Source organism: Spiroplasma endosymbiont of Melieria omissa, from assembly GCF_964031175.1.
Classification (GTDB): domain Bacteria; phylum Bacillota_I; class Bacilli_A; order Mycoplasmatales; family VBWQ01; genus Spiroplasma_E; species Spiroplasma_E ixodetis_A.
In genome coordinates this window covers 1,323,148-1,338,901 of record NZ_OZ035012.1, presented here as the reverse complement: position 1 = coordinate 1,338,901, position 15,754 = coordinate 1,323,148, and the positions used below count along the sequence as shown (strand labels likewise).

24 protein-coding genes and 3 pseudogenes are annotated in these 15,754 nt (G+C 23.1%); 15 read left to right on the top strand and 12 right to left on the bottom strand.

The window, feature by feature from the left end; all coding sequences use genetic code 4:
* Window positions 1-181 precede the first annotated feature (181 nt).
* The 11 genes from ACQH26_RS08795 to ACQH26_RS08745 all read left to right on the top strand — a co-directional run bounded on the left by ACQH26_RS08795 (window position 182) and on the right by ACQH26_RS08745 (window position 6,136).
* Window positions 182-541 carry a helix-turn-helix domain-containing protein gene (locus ACQH26_RS08795; RefSeq protein WP_425381863.1) on the top strand — a complete coding sequence of 120 codons (360 nt, stop codon included), beginning with the start codon at window positions 182-184 and terminating at the stop codon, window positions 539-541.
* Between the two features lie 40 nt (window positions 542-581).
* Window positions 582-1,070, top strand: a complete 489-nt coding sequence (locus ACQH26_RS08790; protein WP_425381862.1) for an IS630 family transposase — start codon at window positions 582-584, stop codon at window positions 1,068-1,070.
* Window positions 1,071-1,076: 6 nt separating this feature from the next.
* Window positions 1,077-1,646 (top strand): hypothetical protein, encoded by a 570-nt coding sequence (locus ACQH26_RS08785; RefSeq protein ID WP_425382277.1) that lies wholly within the window; start codon window positions 1,077-1,079, stop codon window positions 1,644-1,646.
* A gap of 135 nt (window positions 1,647-1,781) precedes the next feature.
* Window positions 1,782-2,141 carry a helix-turn-helix domain-containing protein gene (locus tag ACQH26_RS08780; protein ID WP_425382278.1) on the top strand — a complete coding sequence of 120 codons (360 nt, stop codon included), beginning with the start codon at window positions 1,782-1,784 and terminating at the stop codon, window positions 2,139-2,141.
* A 40-nt stretch (window positions 2,142-2,181) separates the two neighbouring features.
* Entirely contained in the window at window positions 2,182-2,670 is a 489-nt protein-coding gene (locus ACQH26_RS08775) for an IS630 family transposase (protein WP_425382141.1), read from the top strand.
* Window positions 2,671-2,676: 6 nt separating this feature from the next.
* The gene (locus ACQH26_RS08770; protein ID WP_425382277.1) at window positions 2,677-3,246 is read left to right on the top strand and encodes a hypothetical protein; all 570 of its coding nucleotides are present in this window, start codon (window positions 2,677-2,679) and stop codon (window positions 3,244-3,246) included.
* Window positions 3,247-3,381: 135 nt separating this feature from the next.
* Entirely contained in the window at window positions 3,382-3,741 is a 360-nt protein-coding gene (locus ACQH26_RS08765; RefSeq protein WP_425381863.1) for a helix-turn-helix domain-containing protein, read from the top strand.
* Between the two features lie 40 nt (window positions 3,742-3,781).
* Entirely contained in the window at window positions 3,782-4,270 is a 489-nt protein-coding gene (locus ACQH26_RS08760; protein WP_425381862.1) for an IS630 family transposase, read from the top strand.
* Between the two features lie 69 nt (window positions 4,271-4,339).
* Entirely contained in the window at window positions 4,340-4,540 is a 201-nt protein-coding gene (locus ACQH26_RS08755) for a transposase (protein ID WP_425382276.1), read from the top strand.
* A gap of 57 nt (window positions 4,541-4,597) precedes the next feature.
* A protein-coding gene (locus tag ACQH26_RS08750) for an IS5 family transposase (RefSeq protein ID WP_425382275.1) occupies window positions 4,598-5,387 on the top strand; the annotation gives its coding sequence in 2 pieces (ribosomal slippage) (window positions 4,598-4,858 and window positions 4,860-5,387; 789 coding nt in all).
* Window positions 5,388-5,995: 608 nt separating this feature from the next.
* Window positions 5,996-6,136 carry a hypothetical protein gene (locus tag ACQH26_RS08745; protein WP_425383124.1) on the top strand — a complete coding sequence of 47 codons (141 nt, stop codon included), beginning with the start codon at window positions 5,996-5,998 and terminating at the stop codon, window positions 6,134-6,136.
* Here ACQH26_RS08745 and ACQH26_RS08740 read toward each other — a convergent pair.
* The gene (locus tag ACQH26_RS08740) at window positions 6,133-6,621 is read right to left on the bottom strand and encodes an IS630 family transposase (protein ID WP_425381862.1); all 489 of its coding nucleotides are present in this window, start codon (window positions 6,619-6,621) and stop codon (window positions 6,133-6,135) included. The two genes, ACQH26_RS08745 and ACQH26_RS08740, sit on opposite strands and share 4 nt — an antisense overlap.
* A gap of 40 nt (window positions 6,622-6,661) precedes the next feature.
* Window positions 6,662-7,021 carry a helix-turn-helix domain-containing protein gene (locus tag ACQH26_RS08735; protein WP_425381863.1) on the bottom strand — a complete coding sequence of 120 codons (360 nt, stop codon included), beginning with the start codon at window positions 7,019-7,021 and terminating at the stop codon, window positions 6,662-6,664.
* Between the two features lie 117 nt (window positions 7,022-7,138).
* Here ACQH26_RS08735 and ACQH26_RS08730 point away from each other — a divergent pair.
* A pseudogene (locus tag ACQH26_RS08730) lies at window positions 7,139-8,272 on the top strand (IS256 family transposase); the annotation flags it as partial.
* 45 nt (window positions 8,273-8,317) lie between these two features.
* Here ACQH26_RS08730 and ACQH26_RS08725 read toward each other — a convergent pair.
* A complete protein-coding gene (locus ACQH26_RS08725; protein ID WP_425382274.1) occupies window positions 8,318-8,962 on the bottom strand; it encodes a hypothetical protein in 645 nt (214 codons plus the stop codon).
* 100 nt (window positions 8,963-9,062) lie between these two features.
* Between ACQH26_RS08725 and ACQH26_RS08720 the strand changes: the two genes are divergently transcribed.
* Window positions 9,063-9,617, top strand: a complete 555-nt coding sequence (locus ACQH26_RS08720; RefSeq protein ID WP_425382273.1) for an inorganic diphosphatase — start codon at window positions 9,063-9,065, stop codon at window positions 9,615-9,617.
* 58 nt (window positions 9,618-9,675) lie between these two features.
* Here ACQH26_RS08720 and ACQH26_RS08715 read toward each other — a convergent pair whose 3' ends face one another.
* Both ACQH26_RS08715 and ACQH26_RS08710 read right to left on the bottom strand, forming a co-directional pair.
* Window positions 9,676-10,362 carry an IS3 family transposase gene (locus ACQH26_RS08715; RefSeq protein ID WP_425382272.1) on the bottom strand — a complete coding sequence of 229 codons (687 nt, stop codon included), beginning with the start codon at window positions 10,360-10,362 and terminating at the stop codon, window positions 9,676-9,678.
* Window positions 10,337-11,161: pseudogene (locus tag ACQH26_RS08710) on the bottom strand (IS256 family transposase); the annotation flags it as partial. The pseudogene ACQH26_RS08710 and the gene ACQH26_RS08715, both read right to left, overlap by 26 nt.
* 125 nt (window positions 11,162-11,286) lie before the next feature.
* Between ACQH26_RS08710 and ACQH26_RS08705 the strand changes: the two are divergent.
* Both ACQH26_RS08705 and ACQH26_RS08700 read left to right on the top strand, forming a co-directional pair.
* Complete coding sequence (locus ACQH26_RS08705) at window positions 11,287-11,646, top strand: helix-turn-helix domain-containing protein (RefSeq protein ID WP_425381863.1); 360 nt, start codon at window positions 11,287-11,289, stop codon at window positions 11,644-11,646.
* Between the two features lie 40 nt (window positions 11,647-11,686).
* Complete coding sequence (locus tag ACQH26_RS08700; protein ID WP_425382141.1) at window positions 11,687-12,175, top strand: IS630 family transposase; 489 nt, start codon at window positions 11,687-11,689, stop codon at window positions 12,173-12,175.
* Window positions 12,176-12,178: 3 nt separating this feature from the next.
* Here ACQH26_RS08700 and ACQH26_RS08695 read toward each other — a convergent pair.
* From ACQH26_RS08695 to ACQH26_RS08665, 7 genes and pseudogenes are all read right to left on the bottom strand, one after another.
* Window positions 12,179-12,589: pseudogene (locus ACQH26_RS08695) on the bottom strand (transposase); the annotation flags it as partial.
* A gap of 89 nt (window positions 12,590-12,678) precedes the next feature.
* Entirely contained in the window at window positions 12,679-12,873 is a 195-nt protein-coding gene (locus tag ACQH26_RS08690; RefSeq protein WP_425382271.1) for a hypothetical protein, read from the bottom strand.
* Between the two features lie 41 nt (window positions 12,874-12,914).
* Entirely contained in the window at window positions 12,915-13,193 is a 279-nt protein-coding gene (locus ACQH26_RS08685) for a transposase (protein WP_425381925.1), read from the bottom strand.
* Window positions 13,194-13,397: 204 nt separating this feature from the next.
* Window positions 13,398-13,658 carry a transposase gene (locus tag ACQH26_RS08680; RefSeq protein WP_425383109.1) on the bottom strand — a complete coding sequence of 87 codons (261 nt, stop codon included), beginning with the start codon at window positions 13,656-13,658 and terminating at the stop codon, window positions 13,398-13,400.
* Between the two features lie 21 nt (window positions 13,659-13,679).
* Window positions 13,680-14,168: an IS630 family transposase gene (locus tag ACQH26_RS08675; RefSeq protein ID WP_425381862.1), complete on the bottom strand. Its 489-nt coding sequence runs from the start codon at window positions 14,166-14,168 to the stop codon at window positions 13,680-13,682.
* Window positions 14,169-14,208: 40 nt separating this feature from the next.
* Complete coding sequence (locus ACQH26_RS08670) at window positions 14,209-14,568, bottom strand: helix-turn-helix domain-containing protein (RefSeq protein ID WP_425381863.1); 360 nt, start codon at window positions 14,566-14,568, stop codon at window positions 14,209-14,211.
* A 371-nt stretch (window positions 14,569-14,939) separates the two neighbouring features.
* On the bottom strand, window positions 14,940-15,299 hold the full coding sequence (locus tag ACQH26_RS08665) for a helix-turn-helix domain-containing protein (protein WP_425381993.1): 360 nt from the start codon (window positions 15,297-15,299) through the stop codon (window positions 14,940-14,942).
* Window positions 15,300-15,754 lie beyond the last annotated feature (455 nt).

Here is a 15,754-nt window from a genome sequence, read left to right as displayed (position 1 = left end):
TCACAAAAATCTATGAGAATTAAACCAGAAATTATAAGTAAAATAGTTAAAATAAATAATATAGCTAACTAAAGTAATATTTACTCATAAATAATGTAAAATAATAATATGTAATTTAAACAGTTTTTGAATTTAAAAGTACAATTCAGCAATAATTAAAATAGATTAGGAAGATTAAATTATGCCAAAACCATACAGTGAAGACTTACGAAGAAAAGTAATAGAAGCTTATGAAAGTAAAAATATGAAAATTAAAGAAATTTGTAAAGTGTTCAATATCACTAGAAAGACTTTATTTTTATGAAGAAAAAGAAAAAAAGAAACTGGGCATATAAAACCAATTTTGAATTATCAAAAAGGACATAGCCACAAAATAAAGGATTTAGATGAATTAAAAAATTATTTAGCAGAAAATAAAGATGTTACAGTTCAAAAAGTAATTGATAAATTTGGAAATATGACTAAAGAAACAGTTTATAACTATTTTAAAAAACTAAATTATACATATAAAAAAAACTTTTCTATATGAACAAAGAGATAAAAATAAACAAGAAGATTTTTTAAAAGAAATAGCTAAAATAATGAATGAAGATTTAGTATATATTGATGAATCTGGAATTGATGATAATGAATTTTATAAATATGGTTGATCTGAAAAAGGTAAAAGATTATTTGATAATAAACCCGCATATAAAATAAAGAGAATGAGTATAATTGGTTCACTAAATAAAGGTAAATTAAAAGCCTTATGAGCATTTGAAGGACATTGCAATAGTAAAATTTTTGAATCATATGTTAAAAATAAACTAATTCCAGTATTAAAGCGTGGACAAATTATAGTTTTAGATAATGCAACGTTTCATAAATCTAAATTAACACAACAATTAATTGAAAATGCTGGATGCAAACTATTATTTCTTCCGCCATATTCTCCTAATTTAAATCCAATTGAACATTTTTGATTTGCTATAAAACATAATATAAGAAAAATATTACCAAATTATTGACCAAATATTAAAAAAGCGATTGATTTTGTTTTTCAAGATATGAGTAAACATTACTTTAGTTAGCTATATATGTGAGGTATGCCTATTTCATTTACTAAAATAAGACAAAAATTAGATAATGATACAGATAATATTAAAATTATTGGTAAATGTTTATTTGCATTACCAAGTGCTATTAGACCTAATTTAATGTATTTAATTAGACCAACTATGCCTACACTTGATGAAATTAAAGAAGCAAGAGCAAAAGATTTTTTAACTAATCCAAAAAATGAAAATGCAACTTATCAATCAACTTTATATGATGATATTACTAAATTAAATTTAGAAGATGTTATTTATTATAAAGATTTAGGAAAAATTACTATTGCTGGTGATAATCCTACTAGTGATGAATTAGATACAGCAATAATAAATGCTGGTAATGTTGGATTTAATCCTAAAAAAGCAACATATACTGATATTACAACAACAAGTGCAACTATGACTGGTGATAATAAAGAATATTATGGAACAGTAAAAATAACATTTTCAAAAGTAAAAAAGAAAAATGTTAATTCATTAGAATTAAAAAAAGAAAAACAAGAAAATGAATTAAAACCAAAAGAAAATGAATTAAAAGATAAAGAGAAAAATTAAATTATGATTAATATATAGCTAACTAAAGTAATATTTACTCATAAATAATGTAAAATAATAATATGTAATTTAAACAGTTTTTGAATTTAAAAGTACAATTCAGCAATAATTAAAATAGATTAGGAAGATTAAATTATGCCAAAACCATACAGTGAAGACTTACGAAGAAAAGTAATAGAAGCTTATGAAAGTAAAAATATGAAAATTAAAGAAATTTGTAAAGTGTTCAATATCACTAGAAAGACTTTATTTTTATGAAGAAAAAGAAAAAAAGAAACTGGGCATATAAAACCAATTTTGAATTATCAAAAAGGACATAGCCACAAAATAAAGGATTTAGATGAATTAAAAAATTATTTAGCAGAAAATAAAGATGTTACAGTTCAAAAAGTAATTGATAAATTTGGAAATATGACTAAAGAAACAGTTTATAACTATTTTAAAAAAATAAATTATACATATAAAAAAAACTTTTCTATATGAACAAAGAGATAAAAATAAACAAGAAGATTTTTTAAAAGAAATAGCTAAAATAATGAATGAAGATTTAGTATATATTGATGAATCTGGAATTGATGATAATGAATTTTATAAATATGGTTGATCTGAAAAAGGTAAAAGATTATTTGATAATAAACCCGCATATAAAATAAAGAGAATGAGTATAATTGGTTCACTAAATAAAGGTAAATTAAAAGCCTTATGAGCATTTGAAGGACATTGCAATAGTAAAATTTTTGAATCATATGTTAAAAATAAACTAATTCCAGTATTAAAGCGTGGACAAATTATAGTTTTAGATAATGCAACGTTTCATAAATCTAAATTAACACAACAATTAATTGAAAATGCTGGATGCAAACTATTATTTCTTCCGCCATATTCTCCTAATTTAAATCCAATTGAACATTTTTGATTTGCTATAAAACATAATATAAGAAAAATATTACCAAATTATTGACCAAATATTAAAAAAGCGATTGATTTTGTTTTTGAAGATATGAGTAAACATTACTTTAGTTAGCTATATATGTGAGGTATGCCTATTTCATTTACTAAAATAAGACAAAAATTAGATAATGATACAGATAATATTAAAATTATTGGTAAATGTTTATTTGCATTACCAAGTGCTATTAGACCTAATTTAATGTATTTAATTAGACCAACTATGCCTACACTTGATGAAATTAAAGAAGCAAGAGCAAAAGATTTTTTAACTAATCCAAAAAATGAAAATGCAACTTATCAATCAACTTTATATGATGATATTACTAAATTAAATTTAGAAGATGTTATTTATTATAAAGATTTAGGAAAAATTACTATTGCTGGTGATAATCCTACTAGTGATGAATTAGATACAGCAATAATAAATGCTGGTAATGTTGGATTTAATCCTAAAAAAGCAACATATACTGATATTACAACAACAAGTGCAACTATGACTGGTGATAATAAAGAATATTATGGAACAGTAAAAATAACATTTTCAAAAGTAAAAAAGAAAAATGTTAATTCATTAGAATTAAAAAAAGAAAAACAAGAAAATGAATTAAAACCAAAAGAAAATGAATTAAAAGATAAAGAGAAAAATTAAATTATGATTAATATATAGCTAACTAAAATAATGTTTACTCATAAATAATGTAAAATAATAATATGTAATTTAAACAGTTTTTGAATTTAAAAGTACAATTCAGCAATAATTAAAATAGATTAGGAAGATTAAATTATGCCAAAACCATACAGTGAAGACTTACGAAGAAAAGTAATAGAAGCTTATGAAAGTAAAAATATGAAAATTAAAGAAATTTGTAAAGTGTTCAATATCACTAGAAAGACTTTATTTTTATGAAGAAAAAGAAAAAAAGAAACTGGGCATATAAAACCAATTTTGAATTATCAAAAAGGACATAGCCACAAAATAAAGGATTTAGATGAATTAAAAAATTATTTAGCAGAAAATAAAGATGTTACAGTTCAAAAAGTAATTGATAAATTTGGAAATATGACTAAAGAAACAGTTTATAACTATTTTAAAAAACTAAATTATACATATAAAAAAAACTTTTCTATATGAACAAAGAGATAAAAATAAACAAGAAGATTTTTTAAAAGAAATAGCTAAAATAATGAATGAAGATTTAGTATATATTGATGAATCTGGAATTGATGATAATGAATTTTATAAATATGGTTGATCTGAAAAAGGTAAAAGATTATTTGATAATAAACCCGCATATAAAATAAAGAGAATGAGTATAATTGGTTCACTAAATAAAGGTAAATTAAAAGCCTTATGAGCATTTGAAGGACATTGCAATAGTAAAATTTTTGAATCATATGTTAAAAATAAACTAATTCCAGTATTAAAGCGTGGACAAATTATAGTTTTAGATAATGCAACGTTTCATAAATCTAAATTAACACAACAATTAATTGAAAATGCTGGATGCAAACTATTATTTCTTCCGCCATATTCTCCTAATTTAAATCCAATTGAACATTTTTGATTTGCTATAAAACATAATATAAGAAAAATATTACCAAATTATTGACCAAATATTAAAAAAGCTATTGATTTTGTTTTTCAAGATATGAGTAAACATTACTTTAGTTAGCTATAGATATTTTTCTGTATTAGGATTTTTATTAAATTAAATATTGAAAAGGAAAAGGAAGATTAAAAGATGGCAAAAAAATATACACCCGAAATAAAAGAAAAAGTATTACAATATTTACAAGATGGTAAAAGTTATGATGAAATCAAAAAAGAAACTGGCATTTCAAAAACAACAATTTGAATTTGAAAACAAAAAGCAAGAAAGAATGAACTTAAAACAAAACATTCAGTCAACTCAACTCCAAGAGATATATTAGAACCTGTTTAGAATCTTTTCGAAAATAATGTAAAATGATTATATATTTTAAAATCAGAGGTATATATTATGCATAAAAATTATCCAAGTCATGTCACCAAAGAACAATTTGAGAACATAAAATCAATTTTAGAAAATAGCAAAAAGAAAACAAAACCAAGAAGTTTAGATTTATATGAAGTATTTTGTGCAATTTTATATGTATTAAAAAGTGGTTGTCAATGAAGAATGCTACCAAAAAATTTTCCAAAATGACAAACTGTATATTATTATTTTCAAATTTGAAGTAAAAATAACGGTAAAGAAGCTAGTGTATGGCAATTAATTTTAAAAAAAATTGGTTAAAAAAGTTCGTATCAACAATAATCGCAAAGAACAAACTAGTTTTTGTATAATTGATTCGCAAAGTGTTAAAAATACAGATACTACTGAAAATAAAGGTTATGATGCTGGTAAAAAGATTTCAGGAATAAAGCGTCATATTGTTGTTGATTCACAAGGTTTACCACATGCAATTTACATAACCACAGCAGAAAAAACAGATCGTAATAGTGCTATAATAATGATTGAAAATGAAAAAGAAAATCTTTCTGCAGTTCAAAAAATAATAGTAGATGCTGGTTATACTGGTGAAAAATTTGCTTCTGAAATCAAAACAATCATAAATGCAAATGTTGAAATTATAAAACGCAATGAACTACATACTTTTGTAGTATTACCAAAAAGATGAATTGTAGAACGAAGCTTTGCTTGATTAGAAAAATACAGAAGATTATGAAAAAATTGTGAAAGAAAACTAAATACTAGTTTACAAATGGTTGTTCTTTCCTTTATTTCAGTTTTATTAAAAAGATTCTAAACAGGTTCTTAGAACCTGTTTAGGATCTTTTTTGATTAATTTTTAATAAAATTTATATTATAATGGTTATTTTATAATAAAAAATAGATTTTTAGTCGATAAGTTTTCAAATGATAAAATCTTTTTAACAAAAAAATGAAAAAGAAAATAAATTATTGGTTAAGTACCTATTTATAAATGATTATTTCTTGTTTTAGTTAAATTCTATTAAAAAGATCCTAAACAGGTTCTTAGAAGAATCTATCAATATTGCGGAAATAAATTGTGATAATAATGAAAATCAAAATTATAAAGAAGAATTTTTAAATCAACGGCAAGCAATAAATTTATTATCAGTAAATATTAACAAACAAATAGAAAACAACTATTTTGATAATTCAGAAGAAGATAGTGATTCAGAACGATTAGTAATTGATGAAGATTATAAAGAAGAAGTAAATATTTGAAGACCTTGAGAAGAGTCAGAAATAAAACAAAATAGTGAAGAATCTTTAAGTAATAGAAATAAAAAAAGAACAATTAAAATATATTATTTAAAGGTAATATTTAGTAATCTGTGTAACTTACAAAAATAACTATGTTTAATTAATTCTAGTAAATATAATTAAATGACTAGAAAGAGTGAGTTACAGATGGCTAAAAAACAAAGTATTAATAATAATGATCCAATATCAAAAGCAGTAGATTTATTACTAGAAAATACTGAAGATTTAACAACAGTATTTAAAGAAGGAGGATTATATAGCTAACTAAAGTAATGTTTACTCATATCTTGAAAAACAAAATCAATCGCTTTTTTAATATTTGGTCAATAATTTGGTAATATTTTTCTTATATTATGTTTTATAGCAAATCAAAAATGTTCAATTGGATTTAAATTAGGAGAATATGGCGGAAGAAATAATAGTTTGCATCCAGCATTTTCAATTAATTGTTGTGTTAATTTAGATTTATGAAACGTTGCATTATCTAAAACTATAATTTGTCCACGCTTTAATACTGGAATTAGTTTATTTTTAACATATGATTCAAAAATTTTACTATTGCAATGTCCTTCAAATGCTCATAAGGCTTTTAATTTACCTTTATTTAGTGAACCAATTATACTCATTCTCTTTATTTTATATGCGGGTTTATTATCAAATAATCTTTTACCTTTTTCAGATCAACCATATTTATAAAATTCATTATCATCAATTCCAGATTCATCAATATATACTAAATCTTCATTCATTATTTTAGCTATTTCTTTTAAAAAATCTTCTTGTTTATTTTTATCTCTTTGTTCATATAGAAAAGTTTTTTTTATATGTATAATTTAGTTTTTTAAAATAGTTATAAACTGTTTCTTTAGTCATATTTCCAAATTTATCAATTACTTTTTGAACTGTAACATCTTTATTTTCTGCTAAATAATTTTTTAATTCATCTAAATCCTTTATTTTGTGGCTATGTCCTTTTTGATAATTCAAAATTGGTTTTATATGCCCAGTTTCTTTTTTTCTTTTTCTTCATAAAAATAAAGTCTTTCTAGTGATATTGAACACTTTACAAATTTCTTTAATTTTCATATTTTTACTTTCATAAGCTTCTATTACTTTTCTTCGTAAGTCTTCACTGTATGGTTTTGGCATAATTTAATCTTCCTAATCTATTTTAATTATTGCTGAATTGTACTTTTAAATTCAAAAACTGTTTAAATTACATATTATTATTTTACATTATTTATGAGTAAATATTACTTTAGTTAGCTATATAAAGAATTAACAAAAAGATTAGTAGAAAAGATGTTAAATTCTGAAATGCAAAATTATTTAGGGTATGAAAAAAATCAACATAGTAATAGTGAAAATGCTCGTAATGGTATAAGTTCAAAAAAATTAATAACTCAACAAGGTAAAATTGAAATTAATGTACCAAGAGATCGTAATAGTGATTTTACTCCTGTAATAGTTGCAAAAAGACAGAGAAGATTTGATGGCTTTGATCAACAAGTTCTTTCACTATATGCCAAAGGAATGACTTTATCAGATATTAGAATGCAGTTGCAAGAGTTATATCATGGTGCAGATATTAGTGAAAGTGTTATTAGTCAAATTACTGATGATGTGATAGATGATGTCAAGGCGTGGCAAAATCGACCATTAGAAAGTATTTATTCTATTGTTTATTTTGATTGTATAGTAGTTAAAGTACGGCAAGATAAACGCATTATTAACAAATCAGTTTATATAGCATTAGGAGTGGATTTAGAAGGCAAAAAAGATGTTTTAGGTTTATGAATTAGTGAAAATGAAGGTTCTAAATTTTGACTAGCTAATTTTACAGAAATGAAAAATCGAGGCTTAAATGATATTTTGATTGCTTGTAGTGATAATTTAACAGGCATGTCAGAAGCAATACAAGCAGTTTATCCTAAAACTGAACATCAATTATGCATATTTCATCAAATTAGAAATAGTTTAAAATATGTTTCATACAAACATCGAAAAACCTTAGTTGCAGATTTAAAACCAATTTATAGTGCATGTAGTGAAGAACAAGCAATGCAAGCTTTAGAATCATTTGAAAGTAAATGAAATAAACAATATCCGCAAATTACTAAATCTTGATATAAAAATTGAGATAATTTAATGGTTTTTATTAGTTATCCACCAGAAATTAAAAGAGTGATTTATACTACAAATGCTATTGAATCTGTTAATAGTCAATTACGAAAAGTTATCAGAAATAAAAAAGTTTTTCCTAATGATATGGCAGTTTTCAAAATATTTTACTTAGCAATTGAAAATATAACAAAAAAATGAACAATGCCCATTCAAAATTGAAATACAGCAATTGCTCATTTTATGATAAAATTTGAAGATAGAATTAATCTGAACTAGTAACTTTGTAAAATAAAGATACACAGATTACATAAAAGCCTCTATTTAAATATTAAAATGTTGTACTAAAATTTGTACTGGCCTAACTAATAATAAATATAAAAGCAAAACTGAAGTAAATTTAATTAAATTAAATGGTACAAATACAATTCAAATCTTATCTTTAAGATCACCAGCACCATACATGTCTAAAATAAAAGTTCAATTATAAAAAACACTAATTAATGATACTAAAATACAAGTAATAACAATTGTTGGTATTTCAATAATCATTAATCGTTTTAAAGAATTATTAGATTGCGTTTTTCAAAATGGTAATTGCTTAAATAATAATTTAAAACTACTATATAATAACAATAAAGTAATAGTATTTAACATATAAGCAAATTCACCAATCGGTTCAGCATTACCAGAAGGAAAATGAGGTAAGATTAAACTTAGTCAAGGAACAATAATGGCAATTAACAAACTATAAGGAAGTTTAATAATTAACAATGCAATTAAATTAATAGTATTACCAAAATCAATTTTTAAAAAAGGTAAAAAAATAGGTGGTGTTTCTAATAAGGTCATTAATGTCGTAACTGCCAATAAACTACTAACTAATGCTATCCTATGAGTAGTTAGTTTTAAAGAATTATTAATATTACTTTTAAATTGTTGTCACTTTTTCTCATATTTTAAACTCATCTTTTACTCCTTAAAATACATTTATTATTTTAATTATATATAAAAAAAACGTTTATTTATTATATAATAAAATTAATTTTTAAAAGGAGATGAAGTATTAATGAATAAAAGTGAAAATAACATTGTGCAAATGGTAGTTGAAATTCCCAAAGGATCAAGTAATAAATATGAATATGATTGAAAATCTAAAACTATGATATTAGATCGTGTTCTTTATGGTGCTAATTTTTATCCCGGTGAATATGGATATATTTCTGAAACTTTAGATTACGATGGTGATCCTTTAGATATTATTAGTTTAATTACTTATCCAACTTTCCCTGGTTGCTTAGTAGAAGTTAGAATTTTAGGAATGATTAAAATGATTGACGGTGGTGAAGTTGATACTAAATTATTTGGTGTTGTTAATTCTGATCCACGCTTTAATGAGTATCAAGATCTAAAAGATGTACCACAACATTTACGTGATGAAATTGTTAATTTTTTTCTACAATATAAAGAATTACAAAAAAAGAAAGTCATAATTGAAGGTTGAGGTAACTTAAAAGAAGCATTAGCTGAACTTACAACATGTAAAAATATGTTTAAACAATATCAAAATGAAATGAATAATTTACCAAAAGCACAATTAGTGTCATTATTAAACAAAAAATAAAGAAAAAATATAATATATTTTTAATATATTAAATCTGGAATGGCAACACTTTTTAGGACTATTTTTTGGTAGACATTTGTTTTTGATAATTAACTGGAGTTAAGTAGTTTAAAGTGCTGTGGATTCTTATGTTGTTGTATCAATTGATGTAATCAAATAATTCTAATTTTAATTGGATTAATGATCTAAAATTTTTATCATTAATAAATTCAGTTTTGAAAGTTTTAAAAGTTGCTTCAGCAACAGCATTGTCATAAGGACAACCTTTTTTGCTTAAAGAGCGAGTAATATTGAATGCTAGTAAAAGTTTATCAATAATTTTATTATTAAATTCATTACCACAATCACTATGAAATATTTGAATATCTTTTAAACAGCGATTTGATTGCATAAATGCTTGATGTACTAATAAGGCATCTTTTCTAGTACCTACACTATGTCCAATAATTTCGCGGTTAAATAGGTCAATTAATAAGCAAATATAGTTTCATTTACCATTAACTTGAACATAAGTTAAATCACTGACAATAACTTCATTTTTAAGCCTATTATTAAAGTTTCTATTCACAAGATTAGTGATTTTTTCATCATTTACTTTGTTATTATGATTTTTGAATGATAATTTAGTGTATTTTGATATTAAATTATGCTTATTCATAATTTCTTTAATTTTTCGTGAGGCTTTTATGTAATCTGTGTATCTTTGTTTTACAAAGTTACTAGTTCAGATTAATTCTATCTTCAAATTTTATCATAAAATGAGCAATTGCTGTATTTCAATTTTGAATGGGCATTGTTCATTTTTTTGTTATATTTTCAATTGCTAAGTAAAATATTTTGAAAACTGCCATATCATTAGGAAAAACTTTTTTATTTCTGATAACTTTTCGTAATTGACTATTAACAGATTCAATAGCATTTGTAGTATAAATCACTCTTTTAATTTCTGGTGGATAACTAATAAAAACCATTAAATTATTTCAATTTTTATATCAAGATTTAGTAATTTGCGGATATTGTTTATTTCATTTACTTTCAAATGATTCTAAAGCTTGCATTGCTTGTTCTTCACTACATGCACTATAAATTGGTTTTAAATCTGCAACTAAGGTTTTTCGATGTTTGTATGAAACATATTTTAAACTATTTCTAATTTGATGAACTATGCATAATTGATGTTCAGTTTTAGGATAAACTGCTTGTATTGCTTCTGACATGCCTGTTAAATTATCACTACAAGCAATCAAAATATCATTTAAGCCTCGATTTTTCATTTCTGTAAAATTAGCTAGTCAAAATTTAGAACCTTCATTTTCACTAATTCATAAACCTAAAACATCTTTTTTGCCTTCTAAATCCACTCCTAATGCTATATAAACTGATTTGTTAATAATGCGTTTATCTTGCCGTACTTTAACTACTATACAATCAAAATAAACAATAGAATAAATACTTTCTAATGGTCGATTTTGCCACGCCTTGACATCATCTATCACATCATCAGTAATTTGACTAATAACACTTTCACTAATATCTGCACCATGATATATAGCTAACTAAAGTAATGTTTACTCATAAATAATGTAAAATAATAATATGTAATTTAAACAGTTTTTGAATTTAAAAGTACAATTCAGCAATAATTAAAATAGATTAGGAAGATTAAATTATGCCAAAACCATACAGTGAAGACTTACGAAGAAAAGTAATAGAAGCTTATGAAAGTAAAAATATGAAAATTAAAGAAATTTGTAAAGTGTTCAATATCACTAGAAAGACTTTATTTTTATGAAGAAAAAGAAAAAAAGAAACTGGGCATATAAAACCAATTTTGAATTATCAAAAAGGACATAGCCACAAAATAAAGGATTTAGATGAATTAAAAAATTATTTAGCAGAAAATAAAGATGTTACAGTTCAAAAAGTAATTGATAAATTTGGAAATATGACTAAAGAAACAGTTTATAACTATTTTAAAAAACTAAATTATACATATAAAAAAAACTTTTCTATATGAACAAAGAGATAAAAATAAACAAGAAGATTTTTTAAAAGAAATAGCTAAAATAATGAATGAAGATTTAGTATATATTGATGAATCTGGAATTGATGATAATGAATTTTATAAATATGGTTGATCTGAAAAAGGTAAAAGATTATTTGATAATAAACCCGCATATAAAATAAAGAGAATGAGTATAATTGGTTCACTAAATAAAGGTAAATTAAAAGCCTTATGAGCATTTGAAGGACATTGCAATAGTAAAATTTTTGAATCATATGTTAAAAATAAACTAATTCCAGTATTAAAGCGTGGACAAATTATAGTTTTAGATAATGCAACGTTTCATAAATCTAAATTAACACAACAATTAATTGAAAATGCTGGATGCAAACTATTATTTCTTCCGCCATATTCTCCTAATTTAAATCCAATTGAACATTTTTGATTTGCTATAAAACATAATATAAGAAAAATATTACCAAATTATTGACCAAATATTAAAAAAGCGATTGATTTTGTTTTTGAAGATATGAGTAAACATTACTTTAGTTAGCTATAACTCTTGCAACTGCATTCTAATATCTGATAAAGTCATTCCTTTGGCATATAGTGAAAGAACTTGTTGATCAAAGCCATCAAATCTTCTCTGTCTTTTTGCAACTATTACAGGAGTAAAATCACTATTACGATCTCTTGGTACATTAATTTCAATTTTACCTTGTTGAGTTATTAATTTTTTTGAACTTATACCATTACGAGCATTTTCACTATTACTATGTTGATTTTTTTCATACCCTAAATAATTTTGCATTTCAGAATTTAACATCTTTTCTACTAATCTTTTTGTTAATTCTTTATATAATCCTCCTTCTTTAAATACTGTTGTTAAATCTTCAGTATTTTCTAGTAATAAATCTACTGCTTTTGATATTGGATCATTATTATTAATACTTTGTTTTTTAGCCATCTGTAACTCACTCTTTCTAGTCATTTAATTATATTTACTAGAATTAATTAAACATAGTTATTTTTGTAAGTTACACAGATTACTAAACATTACCTTTTTCGTCTTGATAAATAAATTTCTTGGTTTTCTAATATTACTTTTAATCTTCTTGTTCCATAAACACATTTATTTTCTTTAAAAGCACTAATAATAGCTTCATCATAAATATTATTTTGAATTTTATTTTCTTTTTTCTTTAAATTAAAATAATATGTTGATTTAGAAATTTTTAAAAAATGACACATTGTGCGAATTTTATATTTAAACTTATTGTTTGTAATAATTTCTATTTTCTGCCTATTATTAGTGCTGCTTGCTTTAAAATATCATTTTCCATTCGTAATTGTTTTAATTCTTTTCTTAATTTAATTAATTCATTTTCTTCAACAGAACGATTATCTTTAGCTTTAAAACTACCTGAATTAGTAAATTGCTTAATTCAATTATAAGTAGCTGCTCTTGTAACATTATATTCTTTAGCAAGGTAAGATACTGATTTGCCGCTTTGATATAAAGCTACTATTTGTTTTTTAAATTCATCGGTATATGAATTAATATTGGCCATAATTATAGTTCCTTTCTTTCAACTAATTTGTTCACTTGTCTACGTAATTAGTGTCCAATAAAGTGTAACCCATCCATAATTTAATCTTCCTAATCTATTTTAATTATTGCTGAATTGTACTTTTAAATTCAAAAACTGTTTAAATTACATATTATTATTTTACATTATTTATGAGTAAATATTACTTTAGTTAGATATATATAGCTAACTAAAGTAATGTTTACTCATATCTTCAAAAACAAAATCAATCGCTTTTTTAATATTTGGTCAATAATTTGGTAATATTTTTCTTATATTATGTTTTATAGCAAATCAAAAATGTTCAATTGGATTTAAATTAGGAGAATATGGCGGAAGAAATAATAGTTTGCATCCAGCATTTTCAATTAATTGTTGTGTTAATTTAGATTTATGAAACGTTGCATTATCTAAAACTATAATTTGTCCACGCTTTAATACTGGAATTAGTTTATTTTTAACATATAGCTAACTAAAGTAATGTTTACTCATATCTTGAAAAACAAAATCAATCGCTTTTTTAATATTTGGTCAATAATTTGGTAATATTTTTCTTATATTATGTTTTATAGCAAATCAAAAATGTTCAATTGGATTTAAATTAGGAGAATATGGCGGAAGAAATAATAGTTTGCATCCAGCATTTTCAATTAATTGTTGTGTTAATTTAGATTTATGAAACGTTGCATTATCTAAAACTATAATTTGTCCACGCTTTAATACTGGAATTAGTTTATTTTTAACATATGATTCAAAAATTTTACTATTGCAATGTCCTTCAAATGCTCATAAGGCTTTTAATTTACCTTTATTTAGTGAACCAATTATACTCATTCTCTTTATTTTATATGCGGGTTTATTATCAAATAATCTTTTACCTTTTTCAGATCAACCATATTTATAAAATTCATTATCATCAATTCCAGATTCATCAATATATACTAAATCTTCATTCATTATTTTAGCTATTTCTTTTAAAAAATCTTCTTGTTTATTTTTATCTCTTTGTTCATATAGAAAAGTTTTTTTTATATGTATAATTTAGTTTTTTAAAATAGTTATAAACTGTTTCTTTAGTCATATTTCCAAATTTATCAATTACTTTTTGAACTGTAACATCTTTATTTTCTGCTAAATAATTTTTTAATTCATCTAAATCCTTTATTTTGTGGCTATGTCCTTTTTGATAATTCAAAATTGGTTTTATATGCCCAGTTTCTTTTTTTCTTTTTCTTCATAAAAATAAAGTCTTTCTAGTGATATTGAACACTTTACAAATTTCTTTAATTTTCATATTTTTACTTTCATAAGCTTCTATTACTTTTCTTCGTAAGTCTTCACTGTATGGTTTTGGCATAATTTAATCTTCCTAATCTATTTTAATTATTGCTGAATTGTACTTTTAAATTCAAAAACTGTTTAAATTACATATTATTATTTTACATTATTTATGAGTAAATATTACTTTAGTTAGCTATATGATTCAAAAATTTTACTATTGCAATGTCCTTCAAATGCTCATAAGGCTTTTAATTTACCTTTATTTAGTGAACCAATTATACTCATTCTCTTTATTTTATATGCGGGTTTATTATCAAATAATCTTTTACCTTTTTCAGATCAACCATATTTATAAATTCATTATCATCAATTCCAGATTCATCAATATATACTAAATCTTCATTCATTATTTTAGCTATTTCTTTTAAAAAATCTTCTTGTTTATTTTTATCTCTTTGTTCATATAGAAAAGTTTTTTTTATATGTATAATTTAGTTTTTTAAAATAGTTATAAACTGTTTCTTTAGTCATATTTCCATATTTATCAATTACTTTTTGAACTGTAACATCTTTATTTTCTGCTAAATAATTTTTTAATTCATCTAAATCCTTTATTTTGTGGCTATGTCCTTTTTGATAATTCAAAATTGGTTTTATATGCCCAGTTTCTTTTTTTCTTTTTCTTCATAAAAATAAAGTCTTTCTAGTGATATTGAACACTTTACAAATTTCTTTAATTTTCATATTTTTACTTTCATAAGCTTCTATTACTTTTCTTCGTAAGTCTTCACTGTATGGTTTTGGCATAATTTAATCTTCCTAATCTATTTTAATTATTGCTGAATTGTACTTTTAAATTCAAAAACTGTTTAAATTACATATTATTATTTTACATTATTTATGAGTAAACATTACTTTAGTTAGCTATATTTAAAAATAATATATTTTATTGCACCAGTATCATTTGCATTTCATGAATAAGCAATTCTATATAAAGTATTTATTTTAAATTCATAATTAATTTTAATATTACTTTCTTTTGTACCTACTGATTTTCATTTAATAATATTTAAAGCATTAATTTTTTCATCAATAAATTTTTTAACAAATTTTGTGGGAGGAATATCTTTATCTCCTTGAAATGTTGTTTCACTCCAATCACCAGAAATATATTCTAATATTTTATAAGTAGTATCTTCTTTAATTAAAGTTAATTTATCTTGTTTATTATCTATATTAATTTTATTTTCATTAATACCATC